The organism is Microcoleus sp. B4-C1 (assembly GCF_036705285.1).
In the GTDB taxonomy this organism is placed as follows: domain Bacteria; phylum Cyanobacteriota; class Cyanobacteriia; order Cyanobacteriales; family Microcoleaceae; genus Microcoleus.
This window is the reverse complement of the sequence record NZ_JAUBUC010000127.1, coordinates 1-15,584: the sequence shown is the minus strand read 5'-3', so window position 1 is coordinate 15,584 and position 15,584 is coordinate 1. Positions and strand designations below refer to the sequence as shown.

Genomic DNA, 15,584 nt, shown 5'->3' with positions numbered 1-15,584 from the left:
TCCGCTCAAAGTAAAAGTGAAAGGGGAGGGACTTGAAGCCTCCCATGTCTATAAATGACTATACTTTTACCAGCTATGCGCCCAACCCCCGAAAATACGCTTGGGTATGCAGGCATAATTGATAGACACAACAAATAAGGCGGTTCTTCAAACCTGCATTTTGACCTTGGAGGCTCGCCCGGCCGCCTTTGTTTTGCCTACCAACATGAAGTTTACGTCTTATTCAAGTCCTTGTCAAGACGTTTACATCATGAATATTTCGTCCTATGATAGAAGAAGATTTACAAGAAAAGGAGAAGTCTCCATTGAGACTACTCAGAGAACAAGCTGGACTAACACGCCCTCAAGTCAAAGAAAAAATCGGAATTTCCGAGCGAAGACAAGCTGACTGGGAATTAGGCAAGGCTCTACCTAATGCTGAAAACATACTTGCTATGGCTAACCTGTACCAGGTTTCTCTAAAAACTATGTTTGAGCTTTTAGGATTAGACGTAACCAAAATTCCCGATGACTTACCAAGTCGTGAGCCCTCCTCGAACGACAACTAACCCGCAGGGGTTCGGAAAAGTCTAGGGAAAGGGGCTTGAGTCATGCACCCAAGCCCGGAAAATACTAAGGGTATGCAGGCATAATGGGTAGAAACTACAAATAAGGCAGCTCGCTAAACCAAAGCGTTTCCACCGTCCGGCTAAAGCAGCCGCCTTTCTGTTGTCTCTATCTTTAACAAGGATACTTGTAAACCTCCCGGTTGTCAACAAGTTTGCTTGTAGATTTCCCATGATATGCCCCGAAAGAAACAAACTCAAGAGTCCAAAGATATACCAGCACTGCAAATCTTGCGGGAGGCTGTGGGTTTATCGCAATCCGCTTTAGCAAAACAAATTCCCGACAAAACGGGCGCAAAAACCCTAAGTCAACAAGCAATCAGTAACTGGGAACGAGGACTAGACGAACCCGAACTGACCATTGCTCAAATGAAAGCTCTTTGCAAAGCTTTGGGAAAAACGCTTAACGATTTACCGAACGACTTAGGCCCACCAAATCCCGACTGACAACTTTTGTTGCTTAGTTCTAATTAGACCAACCTAAAAAAGCAGATTAGATGCCCGACTTCTTCAAGAAGTCGGGCATCTAACAAGCAAGTTATAAAAAGGATATTAAAGTAGGATTTGGTATTACTTACGGAGAACAGAAGTGATAATCACCGTGATAGTGGCGCTTGCAATCAAAGTGAAAGCAAGTTGCACAACCCATTGGGTAGCTTTCTGGTAGTTATCAAATTTGTCATTGAATCTGTCTGTTTTGTCATTAGTTTTCTCAACATCAGTTGATAATTTCTCAACTTCAGCCGATAGCTTGTCTAGCTTTTCAATAACATCCCCCAGCGTCGGCTCGTTACTTGTAGTAGTTGTCATGGTTGTTTCCTAAAATTAACAATCATCACCTACAATTATATCCTAATTTTAATAGGAATTGATATTATAGCCATCCTAAATCATTTGTGAATTTCTTACTCCCTCCCCTTGATAAGGGGAGGGTTGGGGTGGGGTCAAAAATTTACGACTCCTGCAAGGATTGCTATATCAATCACTCCGTAATTTTCCCTCTCAAAGCTTTAATCTGCCCTCGCTTGGTTTTGCTGTCGAGACGCTTGCGCTGGGAACTACGAGTTGCTTTGCTGGGTTTGCGCCTTTTCGGTATGACGATCGCACTTTTAATCAGTTCTTGCAGCCGTCTCAAAGCCTCTTCCCGGTTTTGTTCCTGGCTGCGGTGTTCCTGCGCTTTGATGACAATCACACCTTCAGAGGTGATGCGCTGGTCGTTGATTTGCAACAAACGCTGCTTGTAGCGATCGGGCAATGAGGAAGCTGGGATATCAAAGCGCAAGTGAATCGCACTCGCCACCTTATTTACATTTTGCCCCCCTGCGCCTTGAGAGCGAATTGCACTAATCTCGATTTCGCGATCGGGAATGAACACAGTATTAGAAATTTGCAGCATGATTCATCAGTGAGGTTAAAGATGATGGGAAAGCAGTGCATCTTTTATATATAACTTACTTGGGGAGATAAATTATTTACACTTCTTAGCTGTCAGGATGAATTCGATGAGCGTTTTTCTATCCCATAACTCTATGTCGTTAGATTCAGCAAGGTTGTAAGCATTTTCGGTAAATCTGTTGTTGGTGATGACTCGGCCTTTATTTCCTTTGTAATGTCTGACGGCTCCTGCTACTTCTTGAACTGCTTTAATCCCAACTGGATTTTTGCTTCTTTTCGCTTGAACCACTGTTTTTGATCCATCTTTGTATAAAATTAAATCCGCCCCATAATCTTGACTATCTTGAGTTAAAGTAACACCATAACCAAAGTTTCTAAAATGGACATCTAGAAATCTTTCAAACTCTTTCCCTGTCATTTCATCTACTTCCAAAATTCCACTGTCTAATAAACGTTTTTTTTCCTCTTCTTCTTTTCTCTCTTCTTCTTTCTCTTCTTCTTTCCATCTATCAACTACCGATTTTGCAATAGCAACGGCAACGGCAGCGCCTCCTACTATAAAAGGCCACATAATATTACATTGATTTAAAAGGATTATTTATTATACCACATTTCCTCAGTATATTTATCTACCAATATCACAAGCACATTGTGATCTTAATTACTGAGAAATTTAACCTAAAATCGTCTTTTTTAGATCCCCGACTTCTTTAATAAGCCGGGGATCTGGGTATTCAGTAGAAAAATTACCAGCAACTGATCTCTAAAATAACTACTTTTTCTATCAATAGAGGGTCGCGCCACTGCGGTCAGAAATAGTAAGCATATAGAAGACACGTTATCAAAATACATGACAGACACAAAGCTGAGCATTGTCATTACAGGTGCAGATACTGAACTCGGACAAGAAACCGTCCGGCAGTTTGTAGGGCAGGGACACAAAGTAACCGGATTGACGCAGGACAAAGATGGTGCAGCAACCGTGCGTTCCCACGGCGGAATAGCGGTAGAAACTGATCCATCCAATGCTGTTGAACTCAGGGATGCGATTCTGGCCACCAATGCAGATGTGGTGGTGAACCTGACCCCGCAACTGGCAAATACGCTGCTAAGCGATGGGCAAGAGTTGTCACCCCTCAACAAGTGGTTTACAGAAGCTTAAATTACCAATTATTTCCCGCTAGCAATGTTCGGTTATCACGCTACTCAATCGCTACTCAATCCATGAAAACCATTTTAAAATAAGTGTATAGGTTCGTTAATCTATGATTAGGATCAAAACAAACCAATTTTTTTGTTTCTGAGATCCAAAAGCTTCTTCCCGGAAGGGAGGGATGAATTGGCGAAGGCTGAGAGCATGGCGCATATTGCTAGAGCGATTGTTTATGTGGCTATTGAGCTACGGAAAAGGAAAACCCAGTCTCCCACTAAGGAAAACAAAGGAGGAAAAAAGCTATGAAATTAGAGTTCGTAAACTTAATACTAGCCATGTTCTTGCTCTTCGCCAACGCGTCCGGTCCAATCCTAAAACTGAATAGCCTGATAGCCTGTAAGTAGGCCCACTTCAAACAAACAGAATACCCAGAGCCCCGACTTATTAAAGAAGTCGGGGCTCTAACATGGAGAGAGTTTTAGGTTTAATTACGTTGATTTACTTAGTTCAGCCTTTTGCCAGATGACAACCCTTAACTGCTGAAATCAAAGTGGATTTGTTAAAGCTTTCTACTACCGTTGGGGGCGACTCATTCCGCAAGCAGTTTGGGTGGACTCCACGCTATGCCAGCTACCGAGAGGGTTTGCAGCAAACGGTTGATACGTGAGGATCGAGTGCTGGTTGAATAGTTTTGATTCCCGGTAATCTTTGCTTTGAACTTGAATAACTTGGACTTGGGCTGTTTGTGTGCACTCAAGTTCAAGTATTATTCAAAGAGTCAGGCGATCGCTCTTTAACGACGAATATATTAAAAGCTATCTCGAAAACAAACGTCAAGGGATTTTAGATTAGAGAACTGCAACAAAACTTTAATCACACCCAAACCTGAGTTCTAGCAAAAATTACTGCGATTCATACAGTGACAATTGGCAATGCTGTAGCCTAAGATAGGCTTAAATTATCAGTATGATCTCAAGGCAAGGGTGCAAAATGGCAGATATCAACGGCACGATGATGCAATATTTCCACTGGTACATTCCCGATCGAGGAACCCTGTGGGATGAGGTGAAAAATCAAGCGAAAGAATTGGCTGATGCGGGTTTTACGGCACTGTGGCTGCCCCCAGCTTACAAAGGAATTGGCGGGAAAAGCGACGTTGGATATGGGGTTTACGACTTATTTGATTTGGGAGAATTCAACCAACAAGGTTCAATACGCACCAAATATGGTACTAAGCAGCAATATTTGGATGCGATCGCAGCCCTGCACAAATCTCAGGTTCAAGTCTATGCCGATGTAGTTATCAACCACAAAATTGGTGCAGATGCAGCAGAGATATTTAAGGCAACTCCTTATCCTCAAAACAATCGGCTAAATCCCAAAGGTGGGTTGCAAGAAATCAAAAGCTACACCAATTTTAACTTTCCCGGACGCCAAGGTAAATATTCCCAATTTGAATGGCACTGGTGGCATTTTGACGCAGTAGACTACAACGAATACAATCCAGGCGATCGCGGCACAGTCTATTTGGTAGAAGGGAGAATTTTTGATGACTATGTTGCCCTAGAAAATGGCAATTTTGCATATCTAATGGGGTGCGATCTGGATTTCCAGGATCAATGGGTACGAGATGAAATTACACGCTGGGGTAAGTGGTATCTCGACACAACAGGTGCCGACGGTTTCCGTTTAGATGCCATCAAACACATATCGTCTTGGTTTTTTGCGGAATGGTTGGATGAAATGGAGCGATATGTCGGCAAAGATTTGTTTGTTGTCGGTGAGTATTGGGCACCAAATATCGATATTCTGCACTGGTATGTCGGTTCAGTTAAGGGCAAAATGTCAGTTTTTGATGTGCCGCTGCATTACAACTTTCATTACGCCAGCCAACAGGGCGGTAACTACGATATGCGGCGCATCTTAGACGGTACAATGATGCAGCAGCAACCGGCTCATGCAGTAACCTTTGTCGAAAACCACGACTCCCAACCGCTGCAAGCACTTGAATCTGTTGTAGAACCGTGGTTTAAACCTCTTGCGTATGCGATTATTCTATTGCGAAGAGAAGGTTATCCTTGCGTTTTCTACGGCGATTATTACGGTGCAGAATATGAAGATTGGGGGCGTGATGGCAATCGGTATAAGATTTTTATGCCCTCTCACCGATCGCTAATTGACAAGTTTCTCCATGCTCGCAAACACTTCGCCTACGGCCCTCAATATGACTATTTCGATCATTGGAATACCATTGGCTGGACGAGATTGGGCGATGGGAAACATCCACAGGCAATGGCAGTAATTATGAGTGACGGCCCGGAGGGTTTCAAGTGGATGGAAGTTGGTAAACCTCATGCTAAGTTTGTGGATTTAACAGGGCATATTAAGGAACCTGTTTCTACTAACGAGTGGGGTTGGGGCGAGTTTCGCTGTCAAGGCGGTTCAGTATCCGTGTGGGTTCAGGAAAAAGATTAGTTGGCAGTAATCTGATTGTCTATTTGTAAGGTGCGCCGAAACGCACCCTACAAAAATTAATTAATCACCACTACCGGTTTGCAGCGACTCTTCAGAAACTTGCGTCCACTCTGAGTGGAAGAATTCGCCGCGCGGTTTGTCGGTGCGCTCGTAGGTGTGAGCCCCAAAATAATCACGCTGAGCTTGCGTGAGGTTTTGCGGCAATCGAGCGCGCCGGTAGCTGTCGAAATAATCCAGCGAGGCGCTAAATGCTGGCACTGCAATCCCCAGTGTGCTAGCAGTAGCCAACACCTCCCGCCAAGCTGATTGGCGATCGAGAATGCTCTGTTTGAACTCCGGCGCTAACAGCAAATTTGGCAGATCGGGATCGTCATTGAAAGCTGTTTTAATCTTGTCCAAAAATCCAGCCCGAATGATACAGCCCCCCTTCCAAATTCGGGAAATTTCGCTCAAACTCAAGTCATAGTTGTACGACTTCGAGGCCGCGCTCAAAAGTGCCATACCTTGCGCGTAGGAGCAAATCTTCGAGCAGTAAAGCGCATCCCGGACTTTGTTCACAAACTCTTTAGTATCGCCTTCGTACTTGCCGGTAGGGCCCGTCAGTTCTTCGGCAGCGTGGACGCGCTCGTCTTTGTAAGAAGACATGATTCTCGCATTCACAGCAGCGATAATTGTGGGAATGCTCACGCCCAATTCTAAAGCACTCATTACAGTCCAGCGGCCCGTGCCTTTCTGACCGGCTGCGTCCATAATTACCTCAACTAAGGGTTGCTTAGTTTCCGGGTCGTTGTACTTGAAAATATTAGCCGTAATTTCAATCAAAAACGAGTTGAGTTCGTCTGTGGTATTCCATTCGGCAAAAACTTCCTGCAACTGCTTGCCGTCCAATCCACCAACGTTTTTGAGCAAATCGTAGGCTTCAGCAATGAGCTGCATATCCCCGTACTCAATGCCGTTGTGAACCATCTTCACGTAGTGGCCGGCGCCACCAGGGCCGATGAAAGTGACGCAGGGGCCGTCATCTACTTGAGCCGCAATTTTGATGAGAATTGGCTCTAGTAGGCCGTAAGCAGTGCGCGTGCCACCGGGCATCATGCTAGCACCGTTGAGCGCGCCTTCTTCGCCGCCGCTGATGCCCATGCCAACAAATCCCAGTCCCATCGATTCTAAATCTTTGGTGCGGCGTTCGGTGTCGTCGTATAGCGAGTTGCCGCCGTCAATAATCATGTCGCCCGGTGACAGCATGGGTTTGAGCTGGTCGATGACTGCATCTACGGGTTTCCCCGCTTGCACCATGACTAAGATTCTGCGCGGGGTTTCTAGGATATCGACGAATTCTGTCAGAGTCTTGGCGGCTACAATGTTCTTGCCGGGGGCGCGTTTGGCCATGAATTCGTCGGTTTTAGCTGCTGTGCGGTTGTACACAGCCACGGAGAAGCCTCTGCTTTCGACGTTGAGCGCGAGGTTTTCGCCCATCACTGCTAGACCGATTAAACCAAAATTTTGCTTTGTCATGCTAATAACCCGCTGGTTGTTCCCGCTTGAGGATAGATTTGCGAGAGAGGAAAGCGAGGCGGGGTGTAGCGCTTTCCGGTGGACTAAAAGTATTGGACAATAGACCTAGGAGGTTCAGGTTTATTTTTATATTCTCAGAATTGCTGTTTGGTAAATCAGTAGGGTTTTTTTAAGATTTAAGGGATATTAATGACGCAGGCAGGTGATGATAAGGCAGGTATTATGTCGATCGCGGTAACGGTAGATACAAACAAGCGGACATTTTAAGGAAATTTTAGGAGACTGTTGTAACTATGGAAGATTTGCAGTATCTCGCGGCCTGGGTGAAGGAGCAACACGCTCGCGAGTATATTTTGACTTGGCTGCTGAGTCAACAGGGGCTGTGGTGGTCGGATGGGGATATTTATCAGGCCGTTTTGCAAAAGTCGGGAAAGCTGTTGAAAGCTTATGTCCAAAAAAGGCAAGCGGGAGAGTTATTTGAGGGAATTTCTGAGAAGTTGGTGGGAGATGATAATTGGGATGATTTGGTGCTGAGTTTAGGGCGAATTGTTGCTGTTTATCAAGAGGAATTGCTGAAGCTGCAAGAGCGCGATCGCAAGGGGGATGGGCTAAAAAAAAATTTGATTAGCCAACCGTTGACTGGAGATCCTTTGCCGCTTTTGGAGGTGCAGCAAGCTTTGCCCGATCCTTATGCGGATACGTTGACGGGGAGATAATTTGCGATCGACTTTTTGGAGGCACAAGAATCTCAGAAACCGGGTTTCTTCCTATATCTCTCGCACTCAACCAAAAATTGTCGCAGAAACCCGGTTTCTCGCCACGCAGTGAATCCCAAAAACCGGGTTTCTTCCTATATCTCTCGTACTCAACCAAAAATTGTCGCAGAAACCCGGTTTCTCGCCAGCCAACTAAAGAAAATGGAGAGAGAGTCAAGGATTGAGAATAGGTGTAATATCTAGAAGAAATCCGGGAAGTACATCTTCACCCGAAAGTGTAGGCGGTTGGTCAAAAGAGAAATTAATCACTTCTGCTACCTCTTCAGACAACCGATAAATTTCTACTAAAGGCGTTTGCGGGTCAATTAGCCAACCTAAGCGACAGCCGTTAGTTCGATAATACCGCATTTTAGCCCGCAATGTTTCTAGGGAATCAGTTTGCGATTCCCTACGGGATAGCTTCGCTTCACGCAATTCTATTACAAAGTCCGGGCACAGGGGAGGAAATTTGCGCTTATCTTCTGCGGATAATGCTTCCCAACGTTCTAGGAGTACCCAAGCAGCATCAGGGGAACGCTTCGCACCGTTGGGTAATTGAAAGACAGTGGAAGAGTCAAAGACTTTTCCCAATCGAGTCTGACGATTCCACAAATTTAGGTCTGTAGTCAAATCGGAATTTCTGATGCCGCTTTCGCCGCCTGTTGGAGGCATAATAATTAGTTCTCCTTCGGGGGTTTGTTCTAATCGCCACTCTTCATTAGCGATGGACAATTGATAAAATTGTTCGTCGGTTAAAGCGACGGCGGCAGGTAGGTTGAGAGTTATAGTTTCCATCGTTGATATTATCGCCAACTAGGTTGGTTTTATTATAGCTCGCACTTTCTGACAATTTTCTCAAAAAGATCGCATTCAACAGTAAAACAGGTATCTCTGCTTTACCTCGAAGGCTAGATCCCCCTAAATCCCCCTTAAGAAGGGGAGTAGGGGTTGACTTTGAATCGAACTTTTATCCCCTCGTTAAGAAGCGGGAATTTGTATTTGACTTTTGTCCCCCCCTTTTTAAGGGGGGCTAGGGGGGATCGAGACTTTGCCACAAAACAAATGAGATTAATCTATCATAAATCTATCTCGCACAATCATCCCAGAAACCGGATTTCTTCCGATATTTCTCGTACTCAACTGAAAATTGTCGCAGAAACTCGGTTTATCGCCACCTAACGAGAGAAATTAGATCGCAAATCCGCGATAATTTATCACAATCACCCGCGCCGAATTCCCCACGCTAACCCACAAGTCCGCCGGGGGTTGAAAACCCCCGTCTCATAGCAAAAGTCCTCTCAAAGAGGACTGAAAGACACTTTTTTGAACAAGCATTGCAATATCTCCCCAGTCGGTTTAAACTGAGATGTTGCACCATTCTCAATAAGCTTTTTAGGAACAGGCAAGATGCCTGTTCCACAAGAAAATTCACTCTTTGTGGAACAGGCATCTTGCCTGTTCTTGAGAATGGTGCAAGATGTGAGTTAAAACCGACTTTCGCTATGAGACAGGGGTTTTAACCCCCGGCGGACTGTTTGTTTAACTCTAAATATAACTGCTAGCTTGACGGGTGAACATTGAGCAGTAAATTCCGTTTGCTGCTATCAATTCGTCGTGAGTTCCTATTTCTGCTATTTTACCGTTTTCCATGACGGCGATACGATCGGCAATTTTGGCCAACCCCAACCTGTGACTGATGACTATGGTTGTTTTTCCGGCGGCTATTTGGCGGAAGATGCTGTAAATTTCGTGTTCTGTCTTGGGGTCTAGGGCGGCGGTTGGTTCGTCAAAAATTAGCACTTCGGCTGTAGAAAGCCGCATTAAGGCGCGGGCGATCGCAATTCTTTGCCACTGTCCCCCGGATAAGTCGATGCCGTCTTCTAATTGTTTCCCCAACGGTGTCTCTAAACCTTGCTCTAAACTGTTGACTTTAGCTGCAATTCCTGCTTCAGAAATAGCTTCGTTAATTGCGCTGTCATCCGAGAGTGAAAGCAAGTCGCCGAAACCAACGTTTTCGCGGACTGTGGAGGGGAAACGGGCGTAATCTTGCATGACTACGGCGATGCGCGATCGCACGTATGCTAGAGAGTACGATCGCAAATCTTTGCCGTTCCAGTCGATCGTACCACTTGTCGGGTCGTACAGGCGACCGAGGAGTTTGCCAAGGGTGGTTTTACCCGCGCCATTTTCACCAACAAGCACTAGCATTTCACCCGGATTAATCGTTAAGTTGATATCTTCGACTGTGCTTTTATTGCTACCGGGATAGCAGAAAGATAGATGCTTAATCTCGATGCCAATTTTATCTTTTGTGGGGGGGGAATCTTGCCCGCCATCTGGTAAACTAGGCAGGCGAGATGCTACATCCACAAGCGGAGACTGCAATTCTGGTTGGAGTTCCAAAAGTTGAAAAATGGGACTAACGCTGAGAGAGATATCGTACAAATTAGTAGAAGTGCTAATCAGTATCTGCAAACTTTGCTTTACTTGGACAATCAAACCCGAATAAAGCGCCACATCCCCCAAAGTATAGCGCCCTCCCAATGCTCCCATTACCACATAAATAAATGGCAAAGCCACTCCAATTCTACTAAACATCGACCAGAAAAGTACAACAAAAGCTCCTTTTTTTCGGATTTGCTGCATCTCGCTAAAAAATTGCAAAAACTGACCCTGCCAGCGTTTGAGCCAAAGTTCCTGCAAGCCAAACAAACGCAATTCTTTAGCGTATTCTTCGCCCGTCAAGACTCGACTGGATAAGTTCATTTCGCGGCTGATTTTAGCTTGCTTTCTTTGAACTCTCCAGATGATTCGGCTATATTTTCTTTGGGTATAAATTGAGGGAGATGATGAGATTAACATCAGCACTGGCACCCACCAAGCTATCGCAGCAGCAAGACCTATCGATGGAATAAATATAAAAATTCCCGTGATGGTCATGCTGATGGTAAATGCTAGTTGCTGTATTTTGGATACTCCGGTTTTGGCTAGTTCTACTATATTTAATAGTTCGGGGTTTTCAAAGAGGGCAATATCGTCGAAATTGGCGACTTTTTCAAGGACTTTTCCTTCGACAAAGCCTTGAACGCGATCGCGCAAAGATGTCGCGACAAAAGAGTTCATTGTGTCTAGGGCATCACCGACTAACTTGAGACTTAAGACTCCGCCAATACTCCACAGCAATATTGGCCGGGAAAGCATCAAAGCAAAGGGCTGTGCTGTTTGGGTTTGCGACAGCAACCGAGATACTTCATCAATGATTAATTTATCTAAAAAAAGCACGGCAGATGGGGCAGCACCGCCGATGATGTTGAGTATTATTAAATTGCGGAGTTCTATTGGTGCGGCTTTGATTATCAGGCCCAAGCTGCGCCACAAAGCTTGGAAGGTGGTAATTTGGATGGGTTGCATAGTTTGTGGGTAGGTGTCGGGTCTACTCATCCCCGGACGGTATATTGTAACAAAGGTGATTTTCACGATTTATTCTTACCGACTAAACTCTGGGATTCCCCATATCCGAATAGTTCCATCACCGTGACCAGTAATAATTTGTTTTCCATCTGGGGTAATTGCAAGGCAAGAAACTCTATTAGCGCGGGAAAAATACTCTTTTAGGTAGTCCTGCACAACTTGGATAGCTATAGCTAATGATGGCGTTCGATGACTCTTTCTGTGTGACAATATGCCACTGTCCATAGCTTGCAAAACTTTCATAACTTGCATAACTAATGATGGCGTTGTATGTAATCCTTTCTCTTTAAGGATTGAGAAGGCTAAATGCCAGACTTTTGCATCACTACTCTCTTTGATATAGCCTATGAAATGCTCTTCTATATAGCTGGTGAAATACTCTTCTATAGAGTGAAGTTTTTGTCCAGTATTTAAGTCCCATATTTCAATAAACGACTCATAATCGCCATTGTCATGTCCAACCGATACAATTCTTTGACTATCAGGTGTAAGTGTAAGATCCCACACTATAGCAGAACTATTTAAAGTTAGCCGAACTTCTGGATATTTCTTCGTTAAGTCCCATATTTTAATCGTGTTGTTATTATGGCTACTGATGAGTGTTTTACCATCCGGTGTAATAGCCCAAGCATAAATCCATCCTAAATCACATCCTATAATAGTTCGCAATTTTCCAGTTATTAAATCATAGGATTTGATAATTTTTTGACTTGCTACAATTATTCTCTGTTGGTCAGGAGAAATAACAATTTTGTTAGTATTACTCCAATCAATATGAAATGTTTTTAAGATTTGTTGGGTGTTTAAATCCCATATTTGAATAATATTTTTATCCTCAAAAGTAATAAATTTTTGCCCATCTGGTGTAATGGCCACTAAATAAACTGCATCTGAACAATGTAGAGAGTGTAGTAACTCGTTCGTCTTTAAATCCCAAATTTTTATGGTGCTATTCGCACCCCCACTAATAAGTGTTTGCCCGTCTGGAGTAATAGCAACAGGATTAATATAGTGTTGAGGAACTTCCAGTGTACTAATTAACTCTCCAGTGTTTAAATTCCAGATTTTTATGGTATCGCCCCAGCAACGACTACTAACAAGTCTCTGTCCATCTGGTGTAATAGCCAAAGAAGTATGAATCAATTCATGATATCCATAATATCCATGATAACGATCAAAATCAAAATCAAAATCATTATCAAAATGACCATTAAGGACATTAAGACATTTAAAATATTTATAGGGATTGTATTCAACAGCCAAAACAAAGACATCAGCAGAAGCGCTTAAGTGTGCACTCGCTTCACTCAAACACAAACGACTGATAGAGAAGAAAACCCTAGCTATTAGCTTTCGCAGCTTTTTCAAAAACCACCCTTCTAAAGCTGTAAAAAAATCTAATACATTTGTATCTACAATTGTATCAATATCTGTTGTTTTATCTCTCTCTATATCTAGTTGTTCGTCAGCTTCAACTATAATATCCGTCTCTTGGACTGTCTTTGTATTTGTATCTAATTGTGTCTCATCCACTATTGAATCATCCAAGTGTTCATCGGTATCTGTTGAAACTGAATCTAATCTTGAATCATCTAAGTGTTCTTCCGGCTCTGTTGAACCTGAATCTAAAGCAAACATCTCTTGGAGCAGCGGTTGATAAGAAATCAAGTAAGATATTATTCTGCTAGAAATTCCAGTATATAAAAAGAGTTTTCTTATCTCTTGTGTATACTTGGGAGCTAATTGAGAGGTTGCAGTTACTTGAAAATAGCCTTGCTCATTCTGAGTAAAAGTTAATGTACCATCTTGAGCAATTTTACCTCCTGTTGTTTCCCAATAAACCTCACCGGGCGCGATTGGAGAGCCGAACTGATCGAATCCTTTAACAACAAATGTTTGATGTTCGCTTGATTTAAGATAAACAAAACCAGGTTGAACTTCTAAACGTCTTAAAACAGGCAGGAGAATAACTTTAGCTGTATCGCTAAATTTTCCTAATTTTGGGGTTACAGTAACTTCGCGCTTTTTATAATCGCCTTTAAAAGCTCCTTTATCGGTAATTGATCCACGAGCCGTAGTTGTCCGTCTAACATTCGTTATTTCTAAAGGAGCGCCAACCTGATCTAATTCAGTTAAAGTAAATTCTTCTTCTGGTTTAATTTCTACCTGTTCAGGAGATATTTTTAGCCCTCTCAGAACCGGAGTAACAGTAACTTCAGCGTTAGCGCTTAAATGTCCTACATTAACGGTTACTTGACAATCACCTTTTTGCTGTTCTCCACTACAAAAATTGCCATTTTGATCAATGAAGCCGCCTGTTGCATTCCATTCAATATCGCTGACAGATATTTCTACACTTCGTTGATTTAAAGCAACCACATTGAATTTTTGGCTTTGTCCTGGCTCTAAAATAACAGATGAAGGGAAAATCTCTATGAATGTTAACCGAGAAGGTTCGTAAACTTTAACTTCTGTGCAAGTGTTAATTGTCCCTATACTTGCTTTAATAATAACACTTTTTTCTCGGTCGGTCGCATAAAATATGCCCTGATTATCAATGTTTCCACTAATTGCTAACCAAGTAACTTTTCCAGTTTGTATGTTGTTACCATACTGATCTAATCCTTGAACTTCAAACTGAAAGCTCTGACCAAACTCTAATTGAGATGTTGAGGATGTAAAAATTATTTCTGTTAGCTTCGGAGGTGCAATAATCGTAATTGGGATAACTCCACGAATTGAACTGACTGAAGCTCTAACTTCAAAATCTCCTTGCTTGCTTCCAGCTATAAAATTGCCATTTTGGTCAATCGTTCCACATTCACTACTTACTAACCAAGTAATTGCTCCAGTTTGTATGTTGTCACCATACTGATCTACTCCTTTAACTTGAAACTGAAAAGTCTGCCCAAACTCTAATCGATATATTGAAGATGTAATAATTAGTTTTGTCAGCTTCGGAGGTGCAATAATAGTAATGAAAACAAGTTGATGAATTGAACTAACTGAAGCTCTGATTTCAAAATTTCCTTGCTTCTCTCCCGCTATAAAATTGCCATTTTGGTCAATCGTTCCACCTCCATTTACTTCCCATAATACAGTTTCCTGCATGAGATTTCTTTGTTGATCTAAAACTTGTGCTGTAAATTGTTGAGTTTTACCAAAATCTAAAGTAAGGCGAGGGGGAGTAATAGAAAGATAAGTAATTTTTCGAGGAATATCAATAATAGTAATTGTGACAGAAGCCTCAAAAAAACTTATTTTTGCTTTAACTTCAAATTTTCCTTGCCTATGACCTGCTGTAAATAAACCCTGTTGGATTTTACCGCCGGTACTTTCCCATTTAACATCTTTATTGTTAAGGCTCATCTCTCTATTATTCTGGTCTAAACCTTTAACAGTAAAATGCTGGGTTTGACCACAAAGGAGTGCTTGCGGAATTTCAGAAATAACAATATTGCTTAGTTTTGGATAAGAACATCCCTTAATAGCATGGAGGGGTTTTCCTGTTTTTGTGTCCAACAATCTTACCCAATCTTTACCTGCCACAGCAAGAGTTTTTCCGTCATAATTAATGGCTACAGAGCTAATAAAACCAGGCTGTTCTGGTTCAGTGTAGATAATCCTATTATTTTTTAACTCAAAGACTTTAAGGTTTTTGGAAAAACCTACTACAAGTATATTTTGGTTGACATGACAAGCTAGAGAATTAATTGATTGATTATTTGGGTAAGTCTTGGTACATTCTAAATTTTGAAGAGTTTGAAGAGGTAGTACAGGAACATCTTTATTATCTCCTCCGGCAACAATAATTCTACCTAAAACCCAAGCCCCTACAGCTAGAGGCCCTCCTAATGAAAATCCCGCTATAGTAGCTGCTACATCTAGTAAACCTGTACCCAAAACTGAACCTGATTGATTTGAAGAGACTTCTTCAGTTTTGGATTGCCAAAATTTGACAACACCATCACGACTTCCACTAATTAAGGTTGTGTTGTTTGAAGTAATATTTAAAGATTGAATCCAAGCTGAATGTCCTTCAATACTGCGTATGAGTTGACCGCTATCTAAATTCCATAATGTAATTTTATTATTAGTGCTTCCACAAGCGATCACTTTTCCATCATGGCTAATACATAGGGAGCATCCCGGTTTTGTAAATGGTTAAAAGTATGATAAGAGCCAAAATTTTTCGCCCTCCGCTATATGATAGAA

The 15,584-nt window shown here is 42.5% G+C and carries 12 protein-coding genes; 5 read left to right on the top strand and 7 right to left on the bottom strand.

Annotated elements, in window-relative coordinates:
• Positions 1-266: 266 nt before the first annotated feature.
• Together QUB26_RS29295 and QUB26_RS29290 are read left to right on the top strand one after the other, a co-directional pair.
• Positions 267-548, top strand: a complete 282-nt coding sequence (locus QUB26_RS29295) for a helix-turn-helix transcriptional regulator (protein WP_333237690.1) — start codon at positions 267-269, stop codon at positions 546-548.
• A 234-nt stretch (positions 549-782) separates the two neighbouring features.
• Positions 783-1,052 (top strand): helix-turn-helix transcriptional regulator, encoded by a 270-nt coding sequence (locus QUB26_RS29290; protein ID WP_333237692.1) that lies wholly within the window; start codon positions 783-785, stop codon positions 1,050-1,052.
• 123 nt (positions 1,053-1,175) lie between these two features.
• Here QUB26_RS29290 and QUB26_RS29285 read toward each other — a convergent pair whose 3' ends face one another.
• The 3 genes from QUB26_RS29285 to QUB26_RS29275 all read right to left on the bottom strand — a co-directional run bounded on the left by QUB26_RS29285 (position 1,176) and on the right by QUB26_RS29275 (position 2,571).
• Positions 1,176-1,415: a hypothetical protein gene (locus tag QUB26_RS29285; protein ID WP_333237694.1), complete on the bottom strand. Its 240-nt coding sequence runs from the start codon at positions 1,413-1,415 to the stop codon at positions 1,176-1,178.
• A gap of 172 nt (positions 1,416-1,587) precedes the next feature.
• On the bottom strand, positions 1,588-2,001 hold the full coding sequence (gene arfB / locus QUB26_RS29280; RefSeq protein ID WP_333320846.1) for an alternative ribosome rescue aminoacyl-tRNA hydrolase ArfB: 414 nt from the start codon (positions 1,999-2,001) through the stop codon (positions 1,588-1,590).
• 72 nt (positions 2,002-2,073) lie between these two features.
• On the bottom strand, positions 2,074-2,571 hold the full coding sequence (locus tag QUB26_RS29275) for a restriction endonuclease (RefSeq protein ID WP_333320843.1): 498 nt from the start codon (positions 2,569-2,571) through the stop codon (positions 2,074-2,076).
• Positions 2,572-2,850: 279 nt separating this feature from the next.
• On the opposite strand from QUB26_RS29275, the gene QUB26_RS29270 reads away from it, so the two are divergent.
• The gene (locus QUB26_RS29270; RefSeq protein ID WP_333320840.1) at positions 2,851-3,162 is read left to right on the top strand and encodes an NAD-dependent epimerase/dehydratase family protein; all 312 of its coding nucleotides are present in this window, start codon (positions 2,851-2,853) and stop codon (positions 3,160-3,162) included.
• A gap of 981 nt (positions 3,163-4,143) precedes the next feature.
• Positions 4,144-5,628, top strand: coding sequence for an alpha-amylase (locus QUB26_RS29265; RefSeq protein WP_333320838.1), 1,485 nt, complete (start codon positions 4,144-4,146; stop codon positions 5,626-5,628).
• Between the two features lie 60 nt (positions 5,629-5,688).
• On the opposite strand, the gene gnd is transcribed toward QUB26_RS29265, so the two are convergent.
• On the bottom strand, positions 5,689-7,143 hold the full coding sequence (gene gnd, locus QUB26_RS29260) for a decarboxylating NADP(+)-dependent phosphogluconate dehydrogenase (RefSeq protein ID WP_333320836.1): 1,455 nt from the start codon (positions 7,141-7,143) through the stop codon (positions 5,689-5,691).
• Between the two features lie 293 nt (positions 7,144-7,436).
• Here gnd and QUB26_RS29255 point away from each other — a divergent pair, with 293 nt between their 5' ends.
• Positions 7,437-7,859: a hypothetical protein gene (locus tag QUB26_RS29255; protein ID WP_333320833.1), complete on the top strand. Its 423-nt coding sequence runs from the start codon at positions 7,437-7,439 to the stop codon at positions 7,857-7,859.
• Positions 7,860-8,072: 213 nt separating this feature from the next.
• Here the strand turns inward: QUB26_RS29255 and QUB26_RS29250 are convergent, their stop codons facing one another.
• The 3 genes from QUB26_RS29250 to QUB26_RS29240 all read right to left on the bottom strand — a co-directional run bounded on the left by QUB26_RS29250 (position 8,073) and on the right by QUB26_RS29240 (position 15,485).
• Positions 8,073-8,693, bottom strand: coding sequence for a Uma2 family endonuclease (locus QUB26_RS29250; protein WP_333320831.1), 621 nt, complete (start codon positions 8,691-8,693; stop codon positions 8,073-8,075).
• A gap of 750 nt (positions 8,694-9,443) precedes the next feature.
• Positions 9,444-11,375 (bottom strand): ABC transporter ATP-binding protein, encoded by a 1,932-nt coding sequence (locus tag QUB26_RS29245; protein ID WP_333320829.1) that lies wholly within the window; start codon positions 11,373-11,375, stop codon positions 9,444-9,446.
• Positions 11,376-11,384: 9 nt separating this feature from the next.
• Complete coding sequence (locus QUB26_RS29240; protein WP_333320827.1) at positions 11,385-15,485, bottom strand: WD40 repeat domain-containing protein; 4,101 nt, start codon at positions 15,483-15,485, stop codon at positions 11,385-11,387.
• Between the last annotated feature and the right edge of the window lie 99 nt (positions 15,486-15,584).